This is a genomic window from Pedobacter sp. SYP-B3415 (assembly GCF_004138205.1).
Taxonomy (GTDB): Bacteria; Bacteroidota; Bacteroidia; order Sphingobacteriales; family Sphingobacteriaceae; genus Pedobacter.
Window position 1 is genome coordinate 47,076 of record NZ_RXNQ01000034.1, and the last position, 20,896, is coordinate 67,971.

The window sequence follows — 20,896 nt, forward strand, 5'->3', positions numbered from 1 at the left end:
TTTATTAATGCGCTCAAAAACACCTAATGTTCGTAACTTTGCATTCTTATACAGAACACTTTATGAGCGACGAGAAACCGTTAAATTTTATTGAAGAAATCATTGAGAACGACCTGAAGTCGGGCAAATATAAAACGCTTGTTACGCGTTTCCCGCCCGAACCGAATGGCTACCTGCATATCGGGCATGCTAAAGCAATCTGCCTGAACTTCGGCCTCACCCAAAAATACGGCGGCTATACCAACCTGCGTTTTGACGATACCAATCCGGTAACCGAAAAAACCGAGTATGTAAACAGTCAGCAGGAAGACATCAAATGGCTGGGTTTTCAATGGAAAAATGAGCTTCATGCTTCAGATTACTTTGATGAATTGTATGGTTTTGCGCTTAAACTTATTGATAAGGGCTTTGCATATGTAGACGAAAGCACTTCTGAAGAGCTTGCACAGCAGAAGGGAACGCCCACGACTGTAGGCACCAATAGTCCCTTTCGCGACCGCAGCCCCGCTGAGAACCGCGACCTGTTTGAGCGCATGCGGGCGGGCGAATTCGCCGACGGCTCCATGACCCTCCGTGCGAAGATAGACATGGCGAGTCCGAACATGATTATGCGCGATCCGATCATCTACCGCATAAAACGGGAACACCACCACCGCACCGGCGACAAATGGTGCATCTACCCGATGTATGATTTTGCACATGGCCAGAGCGACAGCATTGAAAACATTACGCACTCAATTTGTACGCTTGAATACGTTCCACACAGGGAGCTGTACGACTGGTTCATCGATAAACTGGAGATTTTCCCTTCCAAACAATACGAGTTTGCCCGGCTTAACCTGAGTTATACGGTAATGAGCAAGCGCAAGCTGCTGCAACTGGTGAATGAAAACCTGGTTGATGGCTGGGATGACCCAAGGATGCCGACGATCAGCGGTTTCCGCCGCCGCGGTTACACGCCTGAAAGTATCCGTGAATTCTGTGACCGTATCGGCATTGCAAAACGCGAGAATCTGATCGAGTTGAGCCTGCTTGAGTTTTGTATCCGTGAAGACCTGAATAAATCAGCAAACCGCGTTATGGCGGTGCTTGACCCGATCAAACTGACGCTTACCAACTATCCTGAAGGCGAAACCGAAATACTAACCGGCGAAAACAATCCGGAAGCAGAAGATAAAGGCGGCACACGCGAAATTCCATTCAGCAAGACATTGTGGATCGAGCGCGAAGATTTTATGGAAGAACCAGCAAAAAAATGGTTCAGGCTGGCTCCGGGAGCAATGGTGCGGCTTAAGCACGCCTATATTGTCAAATGCGAAGACTTCGTTAAAGACGCAGAAGGCCATGTTACTGAAGTGATATGCAGCTACCTTCCCGAATCAAAAAGCGGTAACGACGCCAGCGGTGTAAATGTTAAAGGCACCATCCACTGGGTAAGCGCAGAACATGCGAAGACAGCAGAAGTGCGGCTTTACGACCGTTTGTTCTCAGTAGCCTCACCCGATGCTGAAGAAGGTGATTTTAAAGATTATCTGAACCCGGCAAGCCTTGAAGTGCTTCAGACAGCCTATATCGAGCCCGCGCTCGCAGGCGCAAGCCCGGGCAGCCGGTTCCAGTTTATCAGGAAAGGTTACTTTGCCGTAGATAAAAATTCTACCCCTGACAAGCTGATCTTTAACCGCACAGTTACATTAAAGGACAGCTGGAAAAACTAGCATTTAATGAAAAAAAAAAACGGGTAACTTTTGGAAAGTTACCCGTTTTTGTATTACATGTATTTTTCATACACGTTATAAAGGATCAGTTTATCGAGCGGTGAAAAAGCCGGCGACAGGTCCTTTTGTATGAAATGCCTCTTAAAGGCTACAATGGCAGCCGGAAGATCTTTTGTATCATAACCCATCAGCTTCAGGGCAATCTCTGGTTTGAAATCTGCAGGCGGATTTTTCAGTACTTTATCATACCAGAAACCAAAGCCCCGGTACGCCAGTTTTTGCCAGGGGAAATTGGCCGGATCAGGTTTACGTTTCGGCGCAAGGTCGGCGTGACCGATAAAATTAGCCTGGGGAATGTTATACCGCTTCTTCAGGGTTCCCAGCAACTGAATGAGCGCATTAACCTGCGCATCGGGCCAGGGTTCCCTCCCATTGTTGTCCAGTTCAATGCCGATCGAACTTGAATTCAGATCGGTGTTGTTGCCCCATTTCCCGATACCCGCATGGTTGGCGCGCAGGTAATCATTAACCATTTGCACAATCTTGCCATCGCGGCTAACTACATAGTGTGCGCTGACCGCAGCCCGCGTTGAATGAAAGGTTTTGATGGTCTGCTCCAGAGAGTCCTGCGCGGTATGATGAATAACGACATAATTAGGCTTGCGGATACCAAAGTTAACTGAACCAACCCACCACTGCTGATCGGCATTGAAATTCTCGATTGCCTGCCCCTGAGGAGGTGTGGCACGTATCGTCTTTGCAAACTCTTTTGCTTTTTGCCTGTATACTTTTTCGGTGGCGGCATACTTGCCTGCTCCACAGCCTGAAAGCCCAAGCAGTGCAATCACCGAAAAAAGGCCGGCCCGGTATCCCTTAAACATCATGTTTTTTATTTGTGTATGAAAATACGAATATCCATAAAAAGCCCCTGCTATTTGTCAACTTTATGCGTTAGACCGATTTTTTCCTATTTTCGTTGCCAAATTCAAATCAGGGTTATGGCTTTTTCCTTCAGAACTATCGGCATCCTTCTCAGTTCGGCTGCAGCAATCGGCTTGAGTGCCTGTAACGGTACCGAGCAATCGCGACAAGGCAGTACGGCAAAAGTAGCCGACAGCCTTCAGGAATATGTGTCACAGCGTTTGCCGATTTATGAGCGCGTAAGGCTCAGCACAGACCTGAACCAGCTCAGTGTTACTGAGCGTAAAATGCTGCCGTTCCTTATTCAGGCGGCAGAAATTATGGATGAGCTGTTCTGGAAACAAACCTATCCTGCACGCGACAGCCTTCTTGCTGTTGTGAAAGATGAAAAAACACGCGAGTTTATACAGATCAATTATGGCCCCTGGGACCGCCTGAACGGCGATAAACCTTTTGTAGCGGGTGTCGGTGCGAAACCTGACGGCGCGGGTTTTTACCCGGCAGGGATTACCAGAGAGGAAATCGAAAAGTCAGAACTGCCCGGCAAGCTCGATCCTTATTCAATCCTTAGGCGTGATAGCGCGGGTGTATTGGCATCCGTACCCTATCATATTGCTTTTGCCGCTGAGCTTCAAAAAGCGTCAAACTTACTTAAACAGGCAGCCCTGCTTGCTGAAGACCCGGGATTAAAAAAATACCTGAACCTGCGGGCCGATGCTCTGGTTACGGACAAATTCACAGCCAGCGATTATGCCTGGCTTGATATGAAAAACAATGGGCTGGATATCATTATTGGTCCGATAGAAAATTATGAGGACAAACTGTTTAATGCCAGAACTTCGTATGAGGCCTATGTGCTTGTAAAAGACCGTGAGTGGAGCAAGCGTCTTGCTAAGTATGTTACCTTGCTGCCTGAACTGCAAAAAGGCCTTCCTGTAGCTGCAAAATATAAAGCAGAAAAGCCTGGTACAGACTCTGAGCTGAATGCTTATGATGTAGTGTTTTATGCGGGTGATTGTAATTCGGGTTCAAAAACGATCGCCGTGAACCTGCCAAATGACGAGATTATACAGCAGAAAAAAGGTACCCGGCGGTCTCAATTAAAGAACGCCATGAAAGCCAAGTTCGACAAGATCCTGGTGCCTATTGCGCAGGAATTGATTGACAAAGACCAGATCGGCCTGATCAACTTTGATGCATTCTTTTCAAATGTAATGTTTCATGAGGTTGCGCACGGCCTCGGTATCAAACAAACCGTTAATGGCAAAGGCACTGTACGCAGCGCCCTTCAGGAGCAGGCATCGTGGCTGGAAGAGGGAAAGGCAGATATCCTGGGTCTGTATATGGTTACAGCACTGGTAAAAAAAGGCGAGCTGAGCGGCGATCTCAAATCCTTCTATACAACCTTTATGGCCGGCATTCTGCGCTCAGTGCGTTTTGGTGCTGCAAGTGCACATGGTAAGGCAAACATGCAATGCTTCAACTTCTTCAAAAAGGAAGGCGCATTTCAGCGCTCAGCAAACGGCACATACAGGGTCGACTTCGAGAAGTTCGGACTGGCTATGGACAAACTCAGCGGTGTGATTCTGACCCTGCAAGGCAATGGGGACCGCACAGCAGTTGAGAAGCTTCAGCGCGAAATGGCTGTAATTCCCGCAGATCTGCAAGCCGATCTTGACAGGCTTAGCCGCAAAGGTATTCCTGTTGATGTGGTGTTTGATCAGGGTGCCGATATTCTTGGCATGAAATAGATTTAATCTTCCGGATTAAGCCCGTTGATAAACGCTGCCATTTCGGCCGGGCTAAGCTGTGCATCGATATCTACACGCTCGGCGCCCTGTGCGGGCATGTATGGAACCTGGGCTGTATCCGGACGCTGCACAACAGCGATGCCCCCATGTTCTTTTGTTACCTGCAAGCCTTCTACTCCGTCGGCATTTGATCCTGAAAGTAACACACATACCAGCTTGTCGCGGTAAACCTCTGCAGCCGTCTGGAAGGAAACATCGATTGAAGGCCGTGAGTAATTTACTTTTTCTGAATAATCAAGGGACAGCGTACGCGTTTGTTCAACAAGGAGGTGATAGTCTGCCGGGGCAACGTAGACCCAGCCGTTTTGCAGCGGTTCTTTTTCTTCTGCTTCTTTAACCTTGAGTGAAGTGCGGGAAGCCAGCAGGTCACTTAGCAGTGAGTCTGTTCCTCTTTTGCGGTGCACAATGATTACAATCGGGAAAGAAATATCCGTTTTCAGGTCAGGAAAAACCTTGAGCAGCACATCCAGGCTGCCTGCCGAGCCCCCTATAAATAATGCCTCACATCTCATGACGATCGTTTCCTCCATATCTTCTCGCCGGGTATACGTTTGTACGTTTTGGCAATACTGGTAAAATCTATCGTTTCCTTAGAGCCCAGGGCAAGATAACCAAGATTTTCAAGGCTGCTGTCAAAAAGCTCCAGCACCTTCCCCTGCAGATTACGTTCAAAGTAGATCAGTACGTTCCTGCACAGAATTAGCTGGAATTCATTGAAAGAGTGGTCTGAAACAAGGTTATGCGTAGAAAAAATAATTTTCGAACGAAAATGATCGTCGAATTTAGCGTTATTGTAGTTAGCGGTGTAATAAGAGGAAAAGTCATTTTTGCCGCCGCTTCCGATATAATTTTCTGAATATTGCTTCATATAAGCCAACGGAAAGGTGCCACGACTTGCCCGCTCAAGCACGGCCGGGTTAAGATCGGTCGCATAGATCAGCGTCTTGTGAAGCATGTTGTGCTCATGCAGAAGAATAGCCATCGAGTAGGCTTCCTCGCCGGTGGAGCAGCCGGCCAGCCAGATACGAATTACGGGATATGTATTCAGGTTAGGCAAAACTTCCCTGCGCAGTGCACTGTAAAAGCCGGGATCGCGAAACATCTCTGTCACGTTGACCGTAATCTGTTCTACAAACCGCTTAAAATAGATCGGATCAGTCTGCAGCTGATACCTGAACTCAGCAAAACTTACAAACTTATCAAGACCGAACAGCCTGTTTACCCGACGCTTCAGCGACGCCCGGGTGTAATCGGTAAAGTCATACCCATACCACTCCAGCAAATCTGAAAGCAGGAACTCAAGTTGTTCATCTGTGATGGATGGGCTGGTCAATTTAAATGGCGTATTGTTCTAAAAGTTTTATCAATTCCTCAACGTTGATTGGTTTAGAGATGTACCCGTCGGCACCGGCGTCAAGACATCGTTCCCGGTCGCCAACCATGGCCTGCGCAGTTACCGCGATAACCGGAACTGAAGCGGTGACCGCGTTCGCCCTGATTTTCGACAAGGCTTCGTAACCATCCATTTCAGGCATCATCATATCAAGCAGCACCACGGCGATATCACCGTTTTCGAGCAGAGCCAGCCCCTCGGCAGCGCCAAGTGCTGATACACAGCTATAACCTTTTGCCTTTAGAACCGCTTTTAGTGCAAAAATGTTTCTGCTGTCGTCGTCTATGATCAGAATTTTTTTGTTTTCCATGTGTACAGGTTTTTACTAAACTGCATCATACAGCCAGACACGCAGCAGGGATATCAGCTGGTCAATATCAACAGGTTTTGAAATATAATCTGAGGCACCGGCAGCGATACATTTCTCGCGGTCGCCCATCATTGCTTTTGCCGTAACGGCCAGTATCGGCAGGTTTCTGAACGACTGGATTTTCCGGATCTCCCGTATCGACTCATAACCATCCATTTCAGGCATCATCATGTCCATCAGTACGACATTTATTCCCGGATTTTTCTTTAATATCTCAAGCGCCTCTTTACCGTCGGTGGCAGGAATTACTTTCATTTTATGCTGTTCAAGGGCTTTTGTAATGGAGAAAATGTTCCGTACATCGTCATCAGCGATCAGCACGGTTTTTTCCTTCAGCACTTCACGCATTCCGCCCAGTACCGATCCGTTAGCTGCATTTGGCTTTTTATCTTCAGCTTTCTCTTCTACCAGGTGCAGGAACAACGCAGCTTCGTCTAGTATCCGCTGGTAAGAATGCGCGGTTTTAACAACGATTGAGTCGGCATATTGTCTGATTCGGCGTTCTTCACCTTTTGACAGGTTCTTACCCGTGAAAATGATAATAGGCAGATTCTCCAGACCCGGATTTTGTTTTACAAGTTCAAGCGTGTCGTAAGCAGTTTTATCGGGTACGCCCATATCAAGGATCACACAGTTGACCTCACTCTTTTGAAGCGCATCGATGCCTGAACCCACGTTATCTACAATCTCCGTTTGGATATTAAAATTGCTCAGGAAATAACTCAAAGCTTTTGCGTGTTGCTGGTTTTCTTCTACAATCAGTACCTTCTTCGGATGCCGGCTAAGTGCGTCTTCCAGCTTCCTGAATATCTGCTGCATGTGTTCGAGTGCGACCGGCTTGTTGATAAAGTCTACAGCACCCTTCAGCAGGCTTTCTTTTTTCACCTCAAGCGAAGACATAATGTGCACGGGGATCGGGCGGGTCTGCAGGTTTGACTTCAGCTCCTGCATCACTTCCCAACCGTCTTTGACAGGCAATTGGATGTCGAGCAGGATAGCCAGCGGGGCAAATTTCTGAGCCATTTCAATGCCCGCATCGCCGCGCACAGCAACAATACCTTTGTAGCCGCGTTTGCGGGTAAAATCAAGAAGTACCTTTGCAAAGGCCGTATCATCTTCAATGATCAGGATCACCTTATCTCCTGCTGCAATCTGATCGCGGTCATCAGCTACATCCAGCGGGATCCGGGTTACACGATGTGTTTCAGGAAGCGCTACGGCCAGCTCAGGTTCAGGCTCCGCGGTTGGCTGCAATTCAGTTACATCTTCTTCAAGTACAGCCTGCACTTTTGTAGCATCACGGGGAATAACAATACTGAATGTACTGCCCTTTCCTTCGGTACTGCTCAACGAAATTTCGCCGCCCAGGAGTTTCGCCAGTTCCCGGCTTATTGACAAACCAAGACCCGTACCGCCAAACCTGCGCCTCGTTGACCCGTCGGCCTGCTGGAACGCTTCGAATACCATAGCCTGTTTATCTTTCGGAATGCCGATTCCTGTATCTGTGACCGAAAAACGTACAAAATCGGGGCTTTTATAGGTTGAAACGCTAAGCGTCACCTGACCTTCTGATGTAAACTTGATCGCGTTTGAAAGCAAATTTTTCAGCACCTGTTCCAAACGCATTTTGTCTGTAAAGAGCGTCTCAGGAACACCGGCTTCTTCATTTACAACCAGCTTTAATCCGCGGTTGGTTGCCTGCGGATCGAAGAGCAGCCGCATATCCTGCAATACCTCGCTAACCTGGATGTTCTGACGCTCAAGCGTCATCTTGCCTGCTTCAATCTTCGACAGATCGAGGATTTCATCGATCAGGGCAAGAAGACCCTGCCCCGAGCTTTGGATAACCTCTGCATATTCTACGTATTCCTTTTCAATCTCTTTATTTTCTGACAACAGTTTAGACAACAACAGGATCGAATTCAACGGTGTCCGCAGCTCATGCGACATGTTCGCCAGAAACTCAGACTTGTATTTTGTGCTTTGTTCAAGTTGGGCAGCCTTAACCTGGATATCTGCATTTCTTTCCTCAATAAGCTGGTTTTTTTCTTCCAGCAGGGCACTGCGTTCTTCCAGCTCCTGGTTGCTTTGCAGCAATTCTTCCTGCTGCACGCGAAGTTCTTCTTCAGATGCCTGCAGTTTTTGTGTCTGCGCTTCGAGTTCGGCGTTCAGACCTTCCAGTTCGTTATGCTGAACCTGAAGTTCTTCAGACTGTGCCTGGGTTTCTTCAAGCAGTTCCTGCAGCCGCCGGCGGTTCTGAGCGGAAAATAACGCCAGCCCTACGTTTTCGCTGATCCGGTTTAATAAGGTGATATCCTGGGCACTGTATGGGGCCAGCGAAGCCAGCTCGAGAACAGCAATGCACTGCCCGTACCGGAGAATCGGCTGGGCAACAATATACCCCGGTTTAAGCTCACCCGATGCGTGCGACACGATAATGTCTGCCTCCTGAACCCCATTAACCTGCAATGTCTTCAAAGATTTCGCAGCCTGACCGATCAATCCGCTTCCCATTTCTATTTGAGCCAGGGCTTTGTTTTTCACAAGGCCATAACCGCCCATCAGATATAGTTTGTTGTCCATGCCGAGAACGTACATGGCGCCCACCTGGCTATCTGTATACATGGCGACGTTTTCTACGATATCTTCAACAAGCTGCACTTCATTTTTCTCGCCAACCATCTTATTATTCAGATTGGCGATGCCGGTCTGCAGCCATTCTTCATCGGCAAGACGCCCGAAAGACTCCTGCAACGACTGCGCCATGGTGTTCATGCTTCCCGCGAGGGAGCCCAAACCGTCTTTGATCTCCGCATTGTCCATGCGGATATCATAGTCGCCGGCAGATACCTGGGCGGCGACGGTTTGGATAGTTGCAATGCGCCGGTCAATTTCCTGATTTTTTTTGTTCAGCTCTGCCATTAGGCGCAGCCTCTCTTCAAAATCGTTCGACACCCGGTAGTAGAAGAAAATGGTAATCAGAATAGACAGCAGGGCGGCAATGATAATCAGTACCGGTGTGTAACTGGCAAGTTTCATCTGGTCGGCCGTACGCGCGCTGAGCAGCCGGCGCTCTTCAGCAGACATGGCAGCAACAACAGAACGTGCTTCATCCATGTATTCTTTTCCGGTGATTAAGGTAGAGGCTGCAACTGGGATACCGTTGCTTTTGGCGGCAATGCTCTGTCGTAAAATATCAAGTCTGCGCACAATGATCTCACGCAAAACCGCAATATTTTTTTGTTGCAGCGCATTGTCGGCCGTTTGTGCCTCAACCTGATTTAACAGGAGCTGCGCACGGTCGCTCGCGCCTTCATAGGGTTTTAGAAAAGCTTTATCGCTCGTTAACAGGTAACCCCGCTGCCCGGTTTCAGCATCTTTCAACGTAGAAAGGACCTGCTCAAGGTTTCGCAGGATCTCGTTTGTCTTGGTAACCGTTCCTGATGCTTTATTCAGGTTCTGAAGGCTTATATACGAAGCCAGCGAACTGATGATAAGCAACAAAAGCGACAGGCCGAGGCCTAGCCGCAAATTACTTTTTAACTTAGTACTCATATTTTTGCTAGTGGGCTGCTATCCTGAAATGAAATTCTGATCCTTCTCCGGGTGTGCTTGTAACACCGATCTCTCCTTTGTGCCGCCTGATAATCTCCGCACAGATGTACAGGCCGATGCCGAGACCCTGGAAACGGTTCGAGGGCTCTTCAACCCTGTAAAATTTATCGAACACTTTTGCCTGCTGTTCTTCCGGAATGCCGAGACCCTGGTCTTTTACCTTTAAGTAGAAATAGCCGTCTTCAATACCGGTTGTTACCCAGACATCATTGCGGCCGGGTGAGTATTTGATTGCATTGGTAAGCAGATTTACAAAAACCTGTTCTACGCGCATTTCATCGGCGAAGATCTCAACGCCAGCCTGGCCCTGCAGGTGGATGTTGATATGCGGATTAGACTGATGCATGACCTCGATTACGCTTGCAATCATAGCATCAACATCAAATGGCTTCATGTTCAGCTTTAGCTTACCGCTTTCGATCTTAGACATGTCAAGCAGATCAGCTATCAGATCATTCAATTTCTCCAGCTGAACCTGCGATTTTTTCAGGTGTTTTTTCAGCGTTTCGGTATCGCCCTTGTCAATACTGCGTTCAAGCAACTGGATGTAACCCTTTACGCTGGTAAGCGGCGTTTTTAGCTCATGACTGGCAATGCTGATAAACTCGTCTTTCTTGTATTCTGCCGCCTTCCTGTATTCTATTTCTTCGAGAAGCGCTTTCTGCATTTCATTCAGCTTGCGGTTCTGCTCGTAAATACGGTAAAAGGTCTTGACTTTAAGAAGGAGAATGTTGATATCTACCGGCTTGGTTATATAATCGAGTCCGCCGGATGAATAACCTTTCGTAATAAACCTGGTTTCTGTATTAACGGCCGAGAGGAAAATGATGGCTGTGTCTTTGGTTTTGCTATATCCTGAAATAGCCTCTGCAACTTCAAAACCATCCATGCCGGGCATCTGGACATCAAGAATAATGAGCACGTACTCATTTCTCAGCACTTTTTTCAGCGCTTCTTCTCCTGAAGACGCAGTATCAATTTCGAAGCCACCGTGTTCCAGAACTTTTTTTAGCGAAGTCAGGTTCTCAGGGGTATCGTCGACTAATAGAATCATCTATGTGCGTGTTTATCGGCTAAATTAAAGGAATGTAAAGAAAAACAATTTCATTCTATTAATCAACTGCTGTTTCATTTAGGTGTTTAAACAAATAGATTTGGCCGCTTTACAGTTCGGATGCATTGAAGGTGTCGCCTTGGCGGATATCTCCGGTATCAAAACCTTTCTTGAACCAGAACATGCGTTGCTGTGATGTGCCATGTGTAAACGCATCAGGCACCACTTCGCCCTGTGCCTGTTTTTGCAGTTTGTCATCGCCAATGGCATTTGCCGCTGTAAGTGCCTCTTCAAGGTCGCCTGCCTCAAGCTGGAAATCTTTGAGGTTTTGTGCATGATGGGCCCAGAGCCCGGCAAAAAAATCGGCCTGGAGTTCAAGTTTAACAGACAGGCGGTTGTATTCGGTTTCGCTTAGCCGGCCCCGGGCTTCGTGCAGTTTGTTCGAAATGCCGAGCAGGTTCTGCACGTGGTGACCCACTTCGTGCGCAATTACATATGCCTGTGCAAAATCGCCGCCGGCTCCGAAACGGTCACGCAGCTCGTTATAAAAAGACAGATCTATATAAACTTTGTTATCGCCGGGACAGTAAAATGGTCCGACGGCAGCAGAAGCACCACCACAGGCAGATTGTACCTGGTTTGTAAACAGGCGCAGCTTTGGATGTTCATACTGCCTGCCCATCTCGCGGAACTGCGCGTCCCAGACCTGCTCGGTGGATTCAAGGACGCCTGATATAAACTGGGCCTGCGCATCGTTCTGAGGAACCCCCTGTTTTACCGCTCCCTGTTCAGTTCCCGGAATCTGGCTGACTATGCCTGAAAAATCCTTGCCAAAAAGAAGACCAAGAATAACTACAACGATGCCGATGCCGCCGCCAAGTATGGTGCCACCGCCAAGACCTCTGCCGTCTTCTACGTTGTCACTGCCTCTGCCAAACCATTTCATAGTGCTAAAATTTTAGGAATACCCGGTCTTAGCACAATTGTTTTGCCAATCTAAGCCGTAAGGCTTAAGCATTGATGACTTCAAGGGCCGTTGTGATGCGGTTTTTCACCTCATCTGCTCCGAGCAGCAGGGCAATATCGAAAACACCCGGCCCGAACTTTCCGCCAACCAGCATCACCCGAAGGGGCAGCATCAGTTCGCCGGGCTTAAAACCGCTGGTTTCGGCGAGCGACTTGAACGCGCCTTCAGCAGCTGCGGCATCTCCCTCCCCGGTAAAGTTATCAGCGTAGTTTTTAAAGAAAACAGACTTATCTGTATTCCATTTTCCTTTTACGGCAGCCACGTCGTATTCCTGCGGTTGTCTGAAAAAGTACGCAGCCTGCGCTACAAAATCGGGCAATAGTGTGCAGCGTTCTTTTATCAGTGTAAGCACCTGTTCAAGATAGGTCTCATAGTTTACCATGATCCCCTCCGCTTCGAGTGCCGGTTTTACAAGCGGCGCAAGCGCTTTTGCGTCCAGGCTTTTGATCCATTCATGATTAAACCACTTGGCTTTCTCGAAATCGAATTTTGCTCCGGCTTTGCTGATCCGGTCCGGATCGAACGCTTCGATCAGTTCAGTCAGGCTGAAAAGCTCGCGATCTGTGCCATCGTTCCAGCCAAGCATGGCCAGCATATTGACGAAAGCTTCAGGTAAAAACCCGCGCTCGCGAAACCCTTCTGTCAGTGTACCCGCTTTCGGATCGGTCCAGTTCATTGCGTACACAGGAAAACCGAGCCGGTCGCCGTCGCGTTTGCTTAGTTTGCCATTGCCGTCGGGTTTAAGAATAAGTGGCAGGTGTGCCCATTGCGGCATGCTTGCTTCCCAGCCAAGGTATTTCCAGAGCAGAATATGCACGGGTGCAGAAGGCAGCCACTCTTCGCCTCTGAACACATGCGAGATTTCCATTGCCTTATCATCTACTACCACGGCCAGGTGATAGGTAGGCATGCCGTCAGCTTTGAGCAATACTTTATCATCGACGATCGAGGTGTCAAAATTGACATCTCCCCTGATCATGTCATTGAAATAGACGTTTTCTCCTTCGGGGACTTTTATCCTGACTACGTGCGGTACGCCATCCTGCAACAGCTGGCTCACCTCATGCGGTGTCAGGACGAGCGAATTGCGAAGCGAAAGCCTCGTTGCCTGTCCGTATTGAAAATTTGCGGTTTCTTTCCGCCTGGCGTCAAGCTCTTCAGGGGTATCAAAAGCATAGTATGCGTAACCTTCATCAACCAGCTGTTCAGCGAAGGCCCTGTAATTCGGCTTACGCTCGCTTTGCCGGTACGGTGCATGGGGACCGCCCTTAAGCGGGCTTTCATCCGGCTCTATGCCGCACCATCTCAAACAGGCATTGATATACGCTTCTGCACCCTCAACAAAGCGGGTCTGGTCTGTATCCTCAACACGGAGAATAAAGGTTCCATTGTGCTTGCGGGCAAACAGGTAATTGAAAAGTGCTGTCCGCACACCGCCAAGGTGCAGGCCGCCGGTTGGGCTCGGCGCAAATCTTACGCGTATTTTTTGTTCCATAACTGAAAAGGTTCTGATACGGCCTGATGGCCGCCCGGTTGCATAACACCGGCCCGCAAAGATAGCTTTTTCATACGGTTCGGTCTCCCGCCTGCGGTATTTGCAAGCGATTTTGTATTTTGGCTGTTCATTCTATGAATCCATACCAACAGAAGCGCCGCAGGAAATTTTTTCTGCTGATCTTTGCCCTCGTTATCGGAACCGCCTCCGTTTTTTATACCGATTTCTTTGTTAAGAAAATGGAAAGGGAAGAGCGGGTGCAATTTCAACTATGGGTAAAGGCTGCGGAAAAGCGTTTTGAGCTCTACGACGATAACCGTTATACTGAGATCATCGACATGATCAATAAAAGCAGCACGGTTCCCGTCATTCTGACCGATAAGGAAGACGCCATTATTGCGGTAAATAACCTGGATACCACAAAAAAACACATCAAGCTTGACGATTCGCCCAAAGCGATAGCGGATTCGGTTTATTTTCAGAACCAGCTGGCTACTATGAAGCGGCAACACCAGCCCATTCCCATTGCCGGCTTGTACGGTACAGAGTATAAGGTGTATTATAAAGACTCCTTCATACTCACACAGCTGCGTTATTTTCCTTATATCCAGCTGGCCGTTGTGGGAGTTTTCCTGCTTGCAGCCTATGTCGCGTTCAGCTCCGCGCGAAAGCTGGAACAGGACCAGGTATGGGTCGGGCTAGCCAAAGAAACTGCCCACCAGCTGGGCACCCCCATATCTTCGCTGATGGCATGGATGGAAATCATCAAAAGCAAATTTGGCTCTGAAGACGACCAACTGTTTCTCGAAATGGAAAACGATATTCAGCGCCTGGAGGTCGTAACAGACCGCTTTTCGAAAATCGGTTCCAAACCGATCCTGGAAGATCATACCGTCTTTATCGTGGTCAGCAATTTTGTCGAGTATTTCAAAATAAGAACGTCAGACAAGATTCGTTTTACCGTAACCGGTGATGAACAGGTCAGGGCGATGCTGAACGTACCCCTGTTTGACTGGGTGCTTGAGAACCTGTTAAAAAATGCCGCCAATGCTATTGAAAACGACGGAAACATCACGATAGAGATCATCGAAAACCTTGCAAAAGAACAGGTTTTTATCGACGTGCACGATACCGGTAAAGGCATTCCCCGCTCAAAATTCGATGCTGTATTTCAGCCCGGTTATACAACACGTAAACGCGGCTGGGGCCTCGGCTTATCGTTAACACGGCGTATGGTAGAGAATTATCACAGCGGCCAGATCTTTGTCAAAGACTCTGAACTGGGCAAGGGAACAACATTCAGAATCATCTTAAAAAGCAGTTTAAAATATGAACCGACCACAGCCTGAGGAATATGCTTCGTGGGGAGCCGTTTACATCGACCAGATAACGGGCGATGTCTTTGAGGATCTGGAAAACCAGGTACTTCATTTTACTGATACCATCCTGGCACACCGCCAGCTGGAATCGTACGCCTATGCTCCCGGAAAATGGACAATGAAGGAATTGCTGGGACATATGGTCGATACAGAACGTATCCTGGTGTTCCGGCTAACAGCTTTCGCACGAAATGACAAGACCGCACTGCCAGGGTTCGAAGAAGACGATTATGTGCGCTATGCCGATTTTGCAGGAAGGCAACTCGATGACCTGGTACAGGAATTTGTACTGCTGCGCAAATCAAACCTGTTTTTATTCCGCGGACTTACCGAAGCGCAACTTGATCGCCGCGGCACAATGACAGACGGCCGCATCATATCAGTCAGGGCTTTGCTGTATGTTATTGCCGGGCATGTTAATCACCATCAAAGGGTGCTCGAGACAAAATATCTAAAGCAGACAGGTAAATGATCTGGTTTAAAGAATTTGACGCAGAGATGCTGAACGCCCGTCCGGGAGAACACATGGGCACATTGCTTGGCATCAGGTTTTCACGCGTAGGCGACGATGAACTTGAAGCCACCATGCCGGTAGATGACCGCACGCGACAGCCCGCCGGAATTCTGCACGGCGGTGCTTCAGTTGTGCTTGCAGAGACGCTTGGCAGTGTCGCCTCGGCCATGTGTATCGATCCTGAAAAATATCTGGCAGTTGGTCTGGAAGTGAACGCAAACCACCTTCGACCGGTAAAAAGCGGTAAGGTAACAGGGATCTGTAAAATTGTTCACCGGGGCGCAAAAACGCATGTTTGGGATATCCGGATTTTTGACGAACGCGGCAAAACGAATTGTATAAGCCGTTTAACGGTTGCCATTATTCCCAAACCCGGGGCATAAAAAAAGCGGCACCGAACATGCCGCTCCTTTTTGCCGAATGAGCGCTACCGGCTCAAGGTCTTTTTTTCTATGAGAAAGGAAACGATGAGACCCAGGCCTCCGAAAATGCTCAGGCACCCGAAGTAGATTGCTGTAGCCTGCCCTTCATTTGGATCTTCGCCGAGGAAAGCACGAACGCTGACCAGCGCAACCAGTAAACCCAGCCCAAGACCGATCAATAACAGGCCAAATTTCAGGCTTGTATAGGGTTTAGGCTGCGCCTGACCGATCCCGGGATCTATACCCCGCTCAATCATGGCCATTTTTTCTTTGTTTGATAAATACCGGATGCCAAATACCATGGCAAATGCGCCGAGAAATAAGGAAATTGGAATGAGAGGTTCCATGTGTTTGCTATTTTTATGTTTTAATATTTTGTCTTTTCTGAACCGTGTTCGTAAGCTATGACCACATCGTTTTAAAACAGGTTACACGGCAGCAGAAAAAAAAATCCATACCTTGGCATGCCACTAATTTTGCATTGGAAACAACTCTGAAGAGCATACAGCATATCTACCCGCTCAGCGCTGAAGCAACAGGAAAGCTAACAGCTCTATTTACGCGGATTGAAAAACCACGCTGCGAAACGATCATCAGGGCTGGTAAAACAGAGCGTTATATTTATTTTATAGAAAAGGGCCTGGCACGGGCTTTTGTGAATGGGGAGAACCAACAGATCAACATCTGGTTTGGCAAAGAAGGCGACGTCATTCTCTCTTTTGAAAGTTATATATATCAGCGCGCCGGCTACGAGAATATTGAGTTACTTGAAGATGCGATATTGTATAAGGTAAGTCATCACGACCTGCAGGCACTCTACCAAAGCAACCTCGAAATAGCCAACTGGGGGCGCAAATTCGCCGAAAAAGAACTGATCAGGACAGAAGAACGTTTTATCTGCAGACAATTCAGGACCGCAAAAGAGCGGTACCTTGAACTGATTAACAGTACGCCAGCGCTTTTACAACGAATACCGCTGGGGCAAATTGCTTCATACCTGGGTGTAAGCCAGGTAACACTTAGCCGGATCCGCGCTGAAGTTCGCTAACAGAAATTTGTGTGTATACCCCGAAAACCTGTAACCTGTATGCAATGCGTGTAGTCTTAGTTTGTACATGCGGCAGCAACCGGACGACATAACGCTCATTCAATCGGTACTAGCAGGACACACAGATCAGTATGCCCTGCTGGTAGCGAAACATCAGCGCTTTGTGTTTACGCTTGCAATTCGTTTTGTAAAAACACGGGAAGATGCCGAGGAAGTTGCGCAGGACTGTTTTATCAAAGCGTATAAAGCACTTGGAAGTTTTAAACAGGATTCGAAATTTTCAACCTGGCTGTATACCATTACGTATACAACAGCCATGACGTTTCTGCGGAAAAAAAGGATAGATACGACATCGATAGATGACGAAAACACCTTTGCTCAGGTTACCGACCGCGCCGCCGATACGGGAATGCACAGCGCCGAGCGCAAGTCCAGGAACTTTTACCTGCAGCAGGCGATCGAAGCGTTGCAACCTGACGATGCGGCGATCATTGGTCTTTTTTATCAGGGCGAACAAAGCCTGGAAGAAATTGGCGGAACGCTAAAAATGTCGGCCAATACGGTGAAGGTAAAGCTGCATCGCGCACGCCAGCGGCTTAAAGAAAAGCTGCACGAATTATTGAAAGACGAAGTAAATGAATTGATATGAAATCACACGATGAACTTATCTGGGCCTACCTGGACAAGCAGTGCACGGAAGCCGAGGAAATCGCTGTCAGGTCGTTGATAGAAAATGATCCCGGCTTCGGGCGTTTGTTTAGCGAGCTTCAAATGCTGCACAGGGAACTGGCAGACATGGAAACCGAGTCTCCATCCATGTCGTTTACGCGTAATGTAATGGAAGGAGTGAAACTTGAACCGGTGCCTGTGACATTAAAAACCCGCGTGAGCCGGGCAATTGTATACGGGATCGCAGCATTCTTTGCGTTGTCTATTTTCAGCATCTTTGCTTACGCGGTTATACATGCTGAACCGGGAGACATGTTAAGCAACTGGAAACCAAACCTCTCTGTTGAAACAGAAAGGCTGATGTCTCCTGGATTACTTAAAGTGATGATCGGCCTTGACGTGCTGCTTGCACTGATCGGCCTGGACAGAATATTGCGCCACAAAAAAGCGGGGAACGGCCCCGCGTAATGCGCTGGCTCCAGGGCATTCTATTTTTTAAAGCTCAACGGAACAGCAACGATCGTCTCATCCCACCCTATAATAAGGTTGGCGCCGGCAGCTGTATCTTCGAATGTCATGGACAGGGCCTGAATTACTTTAGCACTTTTCCTGACACTGATATCTGTACGCAGCACATCTTTTGAAGGATCATAACTGAATGCGCCCCAACGGTCGGTCTGACGGTTGATAATGATCGTCCATTTATCTTTCTGCGGGATGGCAAATAAGCTATATGTACCCTTTGCAACCTTTTTCCCATTCAACCTCACACTTTTATAAAAGCGGATTTCGGTACTTTCGTTTGCGCCCACACGCCATACATTACCAAATTGCTCAAGGACGCCAAAAATTTCACGTCCTTTTTTCTGCGGCCTGGAATACAAAACCCGGACAACCGGCCCGCTGTTAGCCGATTTATCTTTAGCCGCGTTTAGCGGATAATAAAGAATATCAGCCGGACTGGAATCAAGGATCGGAAATTTGGTTTCCTGCGCCGAGGTAAACAAAGCGCCGGCACTGAAGAGCAAGACCAGGAATAATCTTTTCATAAAATATGAAGATTTATACCAGACATAAGCTTCTGTCCGGAAAAAAGAAAGACTAGTAAGTTCTTCCCTTTACAAGAACATTCAGGAAGAAGCCCCCGCTCAGGAATCCCAGCAAAGCGCCGAGTACAGCGTAACCAAATGAACCGGTTACGATGATTGCAGTTACAATGCCAAAGAAAAGACCCATTACATAGTAAACCCAGTCAAAGTTGTTTTTATTTTCTTGCGTGCTCATTGTTCGTCTTGTATTTCCTGCAAATGTAAAAATTATTTGTCAGAAACATCCCCCACATTTTATCCGCTGAAGGTGCCCTTGTCCGTATATAAACTGCCCCGGAAACTTTTTGTTTCCTGCTGCTGACCGGTCAATGAAAAAATAACCACAGACTGATTATCACAGCCGTGTCAAACAAACGCTAATAAATTCCTAATTAATCAATCGTTTGATTAATTTTGCAGACGTTTTAACGAGACAGATAAATGGATAAACGAACCAGTATTCTTCAGGCGGCCGAGAAACTCTTTTGCGATCTGGGTTATGAGGGGACCTCAACGCGGCAGATTGCGCGCGAATCTGGGGCCAACATGGCGATGATAAATTATTATTTCGGGTCGAAAGAGGGGGTCTTTATTGAAATTATGACCGAGCGCATTAAGGGATTCCGGGCGCAGCTAACCATTATCGATGAAGATAAGATTTCGCCTATGGAAAAGCTGATGAAGGTGATAGAAGGTTATGCCGACCGGATACTTTCCAACACCGCTTTTCATAAGATGATGCATCGCGAGCTTTCTCTGGCCCAACGCCCTGAGATGTATGAAAAAATCAAAGATGCAGTAAGTCAGAACCTTCAGGTTATTGAACACATTGTTACAGAAGGCATTGAAAACGGGCATTTCCGCCAGGTCGATGTCAGGATGCTTATTGCTACCATTATGGGTACCATCAGCCATGTGGCAACGTCGCCGGGAAAGGTAACCGGAAACACGCTCGACATCAGCAAGCCAAAAGACCGTGATATCCTGAAAGAACGGCTCATCGTCCATTTAAAAGAACTCGCACAAACGTTTCTAGAACCCAAAAAATGAAGCACCTATTTTTCCGGGCCCTTTTCGGCCTGACCCTGCTGCCCGCATTTTTGTATGCGCAGCAGACACGTACGCTCAGCCTGCAGGAGGCGATCTCCCTGGGCGTTCAAAACAGCAAAAACCTAAAACTTTCAGAAAGCAAGATCGAAGAAGCGGTAACCCAGCTGAAATCAGTAAAAGATAATATGCTGCCCTCGGCAAAAGCGTCTTTCATGTATAACCACGCTGAAATACCTACCAATCAGCTGCGTATTGGTGATGCCAGCCCGCTTTATCTTCCCAAACGTGCCGATGCCTTTGTTGGCACAGCAAGCGTTGAAGAACTGATTTACGCGGGCGGTAAACTTCACTACGCAGAAGAGTCGACCCGGCTTCTCACCGACGTTGCGCGACTTGATGCAGATAAAAACCGCGAAGAAGTGACTTACGCCGTGATCAATACCTATTATGGCCTGTATAAGATTCTTCAGAGCAAAAAAGTTGTAGCGCAGAATCTCGAGTCGATAGCGAGCCAGCTCAAACAGGCACAGCGATTTTTCGAGCAGGGAATTGTGACTAAAAATGACGTACTCCGCTTTCAGTTACAGCAGGCAAATGTCTCATTAACTGCGCTTGAGATCGAAAGCAACAGGAAAGTTTTGAACTATAACCTGGATGTTTTGCTGGGCATTTCAGAAGACACCGAAGTTAATATCCCGAAAAATGATGCGGCCCTGCAGGCTGCTGCGCCTTTAGCCAGTTATCTGGATATGGCTATGAGCAACCGTCAGGAGCTGAAACAACTTGATCTGCAAAATAAAGTAGCAGGGCTGGACATCAAATCCGTCAGGGCAAACACGCTCCCTACGCTTGGTGTCGGTGCCAATCTTTATTATATCAATCCGAGCGGCAGCTTTATCCCGCCTGTGCACCAGTTTATCGTACCCGTTACGCTGGGCGCAAACCTGTCGTGGAACATCGGTTCGTTGTGGACAAATAAAAACAAGGTAGCCGACGCGAAGATCCGTCAGAAACAAACGGTTATACGCAAAGATATGCTTACCGATCAGGTGAAAACAGAGATTAACCAGAACTATCAGAACTACCAGGTCGCTGTAAATAAGATCAGGATATTGGAAACATCTATTGCACAGGCAACCGAAAACGACCGCCTGCTTGCATCGAAATATAAAAACAACGTTGCTTCGGCTATAGATCGCATTGATGCAGAAACGCTGTTATATCAGGCACGGATCAACCTTGAGCTTGCAAAGGCTGATGCAGGTCTTGCCTATTATACCCTATTAAAATCAACCGGAAAAATTGCCCAATAAATCAACAACATA

Annotated in this window: 21 protein-coding genes; 10 read left to right on the forward strand and 11 right to left on the reverse strand. The window is 47.8% G+C overall.

The window, feature by feature from the left end; translation table 11 throughout:
• Nucleotides 1-62: 62 nt before the first annotated feature.
• Nucleotides 63-1,715 (forward strand): glutamine--tRNA ligase/YqeY domain fusion protein, encoded by a 1,653-nt coding sequence (locus EJV45_RS15115; protein ID WP_129716851.1) that lies wholly within the window; start codon nucleotides 63-65, stop codon nucleotides 1,713-1,715.
• Nucleotides 1,716-1,768: 53 nt separating this feature from the next.
• Here EJV45_RS15115 and EJV45_RS15120 read toward each other — a convergent pair whose 3' ends face one another.
• Nucleotides 1,769-2,596, reverse strand: a complete 828-nt coding sequence (locus EJV45_RS15120) for an N-acetylmuramoyl-L-alanine amidase (protein ID WP_129717287.1) — start codon at nucleotides 2,594-2,596, stop codon at nucleotides 1,769-1,771.
• Between the two features lie 117 nt (nucleotides 2,597-2,713).
• Between EJV45_RS15120 and EJV45_RS15125 the strand changes: the two genes are divergently transcribed.
• On the forward strand, nucleotides 2,714-4,387 hold the full coding sequence (locus EJV45_RS15125) for a Zn-dependent hydrolase (protein ID WP_129716853.1): 1,674 nt from the start codon (nucleotides 2,714-2,716) through the stop codon (nucleotides 4,385-4,387).
• A gap of 2 nt (nucleotides 4,388-4,389) precedes the next feature.
• Here EJV45_RS15125 and EJV45_RS15130 read toward each other — a convergent pair whose 3' ends face one another.
• The 7 genes from EJV45_RS15130 to gltX form a co-directional block, all read right to left on the reverse strand.
• Nucleotides 4,390-4,977 carry a chemotaxis protein CheB gene (locus EJV45_RS15130; RefSeq protein ID WP_129716855.1) on the reverse strand — a complete coding sequence of 196 codons (588 nt, stop codon included), beginning with the start codon at nucleotides 4,975-4,977 and terminating at the stop codon, nucleotides 4,390-4,392.
• Nucleotides 4,956-5,780 (reverse strand): protein-glutamate O-methyltransferase CheR, encoded by an 825-nt coding sequence (locus tag EJV45_RS15135; RefSeq protein ID WP_129716857.1) that lies wholly within the window; start codon nucleotides 5,778-5,780, stop codon nucleotides 4,956-4,958. The genes EJV45_RS15130 and EJV45_RS15135 overlap by 22 nt, the downstream gene beginning before the upstream one ends.
• 1 nt (nucleotide 5,781) lies before the next feature.
• Nucleotides 5,782-6,150 carry a response regulator gene (locus EJV45_RS15140; protein WP_129716859.1) on the reverse strand — a complete coding sequence of 123 codons (369 nt, stop codon included), beginning with the start codon at nucleotides 6,148-6,150 and terminating at the stop codon, nucleotides 5,782-5,784.
• Nucleotides 6,151-6,165: 15 nt separating this feature from the next.
• Entirely contained in the window at nucleotides 6,166-9,765 is a 3,600-nt protein-coding gene (locus EJV45_RS15145) for a response regulator (protein WP_129716861.1), read from the reverse strand.
• Between the two features lie 7 nt (nucleotides 9,766-9,772).
• Nucleotides 9,773-10,879 (reverse strand): hybrid sensor histidine kinase/response regulator, encoded by a 1,107-nt coding sequence (locus tag EJV45_RS15150; RefSeq protein WP_129716863.1) that lies wholly within the window; start codon nucleotides 10,877-10,879, stop codon nucleotides 9,773-9,775.
• 109 nt (nucleotides 10,880-10,988) lie between these two features.
• Nucleotides 10,989-11,825: a neutral zinc metallopeptidase gene (locus EJV45_RS15155; protein ID WP_129716865.1), complete on the reverse strand. Its 837-nt coding sequence runs from the start codon at nucleotides 11,823-11,825 to the stop codon at nucleotides 10,989-10,991.
• A 64-nt stretch (nucleotides 11,826-11,889) separates the two neighbouring features.
• Nucleotides 11,890-13,401 (reverse strand): glutamate--tRNA ligase, encoded by a 1,512-nt coding sequence (gene gltX, locus EJV45_RS15160; protein ID WP_129716867.1) that lies wholly within the window; start codon nucleotides 13,399-13,401, stop codon nucleotides 11,890-11,892.
• Nucleotides 13,402-13,535: 134 nt separating this feature from the next.
• On the opposite strand from gltX, the gene EJV45_RS15165 reads away from it, so the two are divergent.
• From EJV45_RS15165 to EJV45_RS15175, 3 genes are read left to right on the forward strand one after another with little or no spacing between them, the layout of a single operon-like run.
• On the forward strand, nucleotides 13,536-14,750 hold the full coding sequence (locus EJV45_RS15165; RefSeq protein ID WP_129716869.1) for a HAMP domain-containing sensor histidine kinase: 1,215 nt from the start codon (nucleotides 13,536-13,538) through the stop codon (nucleotides 14,748-14,750).
• On the forward strand, nucleotides 14,731-15,252 hold the full coding sequence (locus tag EJV45_RS15170; RefSeq protein ID WP_129716871.1) for a DinB family protein: 522 nt from the start codon (nucleotides 14,731-14,733) through the stop codon (nucleotides 15,250-15,252). Before EJV45_RS15165 ends, EJV45_RS15170 begins: the two co-directional genes overlap by 20 nt.
• Nucleotides 15,249-15,677: a hotdog fold thioesterase gene (locus tag EJV45_RS15175; protein WP_129716873.1), complete on the forward strand. Its 429-nt coding sequence runs from the start codon at nucleotides 15,249-15,251 to the stop codon at nucleotides 15,675-15,677. The genes EJV45_RS15170 and EJV45_RS15175 overlap by 4 nt, the downstream gene beginning before the upstream one ends.
• A gap of 44 nt (nucleotides 15,678-15,721) precedes the next feature.
• Here EJV45_RS15175 and EJV45_RS15180 read toward each other — a convergent pair whose 3' ends face one another.
• Nucleotides 15,722-16,063, reverse strand: coding sequence for a DUF6249 domain-containing protein (locus tag EJV45_RS15180; protein WP_240755300.1), 342 nt, complete (start codon nucleotides 16,061-16,063; stop codon nucleotides 15,722-15,724).
• A gap of 134 nt (nucleotides 16,064-16,197) precedes the next feature.
• On the opposite strand from EJV45_RS15180, the gene EJV45_RS15185 reads away from it, so the two are divergent.
• The 3 genes from EJV45_RS15185 (at nucleotide 16,198) to EJV45_RS15195 (ending at nucleotide 17,901) form a co-directional block, all read left to right on the forward strand.
• Nucleotides 16,198-16,764 (forward strand): Crp/Fnr family transcriptional regulator, encoded by a 567-nt coding sequence (locus EJV45_RS15185; protein WP_129716875.1) that lies wholly within the window; start codon nucleotides 16,198-16,200, stop codon nucleotides 16,762-16,764.
• 67 nt (nucleotides 16,765-16,831) lie between these two features.
• On the forward strand, nucleotides 16,832-17,413 hold the full coding sequence (locus EJV45_RS15190) for an RNA polymerase sigma factor (RefSeq protein ID WP_129716877.1): 582 nt from the start codon (nucleotides 16,832-16,834) through the stop codon (nucleotides 17,411-17,413).
• Nucleotides 17,410-17,901: a hypothetical protein gene (locus EJV45_RS15195; protein ID WP_129716880.1), complete on the forward strand. Its 492-nt coding sequence runs from the start codon at nucleotides 17,410-17,412 to the stop codon at nucleotides 17,899-17,901. The genes EJV45_RS15190 and EJV45_RS15195 overlap by 4 nt, the downstream gene beginning before the upstream one ends.
• A 20-nt stretch (nucleotides 17,902-17,921) precedes the next feature.
• Here EJV45_RS15195 and EJV45_RS15200 read toward each other — a convergent pair whose 3' ends face one another.
• Entirely contained in the window at nucleotides 17,922-18,482 is a 561-nt protein-coding gene (locus tag EJV45_RS15200) for a DUF2911 domain-containing protein (protein WP_129716882.1), read from the reverse strand.
• 52 nt (nucleotides 18,483-18,534) lie between these two features.
• Complete coding sequence (locus tag EJV45_RS15205; RefSeq protein WP_129716884.1) at nucleotides 18,535-18,717, reverse strand: hypothetical protein; 183 nt, start codon at nucleotides 18,715-18,717, stop codon at nucleotides 18,535-18,537.
• Between the two features lie 245 nt (nucleotides 18,718-18,962).
• Here EJV45_RS15205 and EJV45_RS15210 point away from each other — a divergent pair, with 245 nt between their 5' ends.
• Together EJV45_RS15210 and EJV45_RS15215 are read left to right on the forward strand one after the other, a co-directional pair.
• Nucleotides 18,963-19,571, forward strand: coding sequence for a TetR/AcrR family transcriptional regulator (locus EJV45_RS15210; protein WP_129716887.1), 609 nt, complete (start codon nucleotides 18,963-18,965; stop codon nucleotides 19,569-19,571).
• Nucleotides 19,568-20,884 carry a TolC family protein gene (locus EJV45_RS15215; protein WP_129716889.1) on the forward strand — a complete coding sequence of 439 codons (1,317 nt, stop codon included), beginning with the start codon at nucleotides 19,568-19,570 and terminating at the stop codon, nucleotides 20,882-20,884. Before EJV45_RS15210 ends, EJV45_RS15215 begins: the two co-directional genes overlap by 4 nt.
• Nucleotides 20,885-20,896 lie beyond the last annotated feature (12 nt).

What these genes read in the sequence shown, in the direction of transcription:
- EJV45_RS15115 (WP_129716851.1), top strand. Translation starts at nt 63, where the DNA reads ATGAGCGACGAGAAACCGTTAAATTTTATTGAAGAAATCATTGAGAAC.
- EJV45_RS15120 (WP_129717287.1), bottom strand. Translation starts at nt 2,596, where the DNA reads ATGTTTAAGGGATACCGGGCCGGCCTTTTTTCGGTGATTGCACTGCTT.
- EJV45_RS15125 (WP_129716853.1), top strand. Translation starts at nt 2,714, where the DNA reads ATGGCTTTTTCCTTCAGAACTATCGGCATCCTTCTCAGTTCGGCTGCA.
- EJV45_RS15130 (WP_129716855.1), bottom strand. Translation starts at nt 4,977, where the DNA reads ATGGAGGAAACGATCGTCATGAGATGTGAGGCATTATTTATAGGGGGC.
- EJV45_RS15140 (WP_129716859.1), bottom strand. Translation starts at nt 6,150, where the DNA reads ATGGAAAACAAAAAAATTCTGATCATAGACGACGACAGCAGAAACATT.
- EJV45_RS15145 (WP_129716861.1), bottom strand. Translation starts at nt 9,765, where the DNA reads ATGAGTACTAAGTTAAAAAGTAATTTGCGGCTAGGCCTCGGCCTGTCG.
- EJV45_RS15150 (WP_129716863.1), bottom strand. Translation starts at nt 10,879, where the DNA reads ATGATTCTATTAGTCGACGATACCCCTGAGAACCTGACTTCGCTAAAA.
- EJV45_RS15155 (WP_129716865.1), bottom strand. Translation starts at nt 11,825, where the DNA reads ATGAAATGGTTTGGCAGAGGCAGTGACAACGTAGAAGACGGCAGAGGT.
- gltX (WP_129716867.1), bottom strand. Translation starts at nt 13,401, where the DNA reads ATGGAACAAAAAATACGCGTAAGATTTGCGCCGAGCCCAACCGGCGGC.
- EJV45_RS15165 (WP_129716869.1), top strand. Translation starts at nt 13,536, where the DNA reads ATGAATCCATACCAACAGAAGCGCCGCAGGAAATTTTTTCTGCTGATC.
- EJV45_RS15170 (WP_129716871.1), top strand. Translation starts at nt 14,731, where the DNA reads ATGAACCGACCACAGCCTGAGGAATATGCTTCGTGGGGAGCCGTTTAC.
- EJV45_RS15175 (WP_129716873.1), top strand. Translation starts at nt 15,249, where the DNA reads ATGATCTGGTTTAAAGAATTTGACGCAGAGATGCTGAACGCCCGTCCG.
- EJV45_RS15180 (WP_240755300.1), bottom strand. Translation starts at nt 16,063, where the DNA reads ATGGAACCTCTCATTCCAATTTCCTTATTTCTCGGCGCATTTGCCATG.
- EJV45_RS15190 (WP_129716877.1), top strand. Translation starts at nt 16,832, where the DNA reads ATGCGGCAGCAACCGGACGACATAACGCTCATTCAATCGGTACTAGCA.
- EJV45_RS15195 (WP_129716880.1), top strand. Translation starts at nt 17,410, where the DNA reads ATGAAATCACACGATGAACTTATCTGGGCCTACCTGGACAAGCAGTGC.
- EJV45_RS15200 (WP_129716882.1), bottom strand. Translation starts at nt 18,482, where the DNA reads ATGAAAAGATTATTCCTGGTCTTGCTCTTCAGTGCCGGCGCTTTGTTT.
- EJV45_RS15205 (WP_129716884.1), bottom strand. Translation starts at nt 18,717, where the DNA reads ATGAGCACGCAAGAAAATAAAAACAACTTTGACTGGGTTTACTATGTA.
- EJV45_RS15210 (WP_129716887.1), top strand. Translation starts at nt 18,963, where the DNA reads ATGGATAAACGAACCAGTATTCTTCAGGCGGCCGAGAAACTCTTTTGC.
- EJV45_RS15215 (WP_129716889.1), top strand. Translation starts at nt 19,568, where the DNA reads ATGAAGCACCTATTTTTCCGGGCCCTTTTCGGCCTGACCCTGCTGCCC.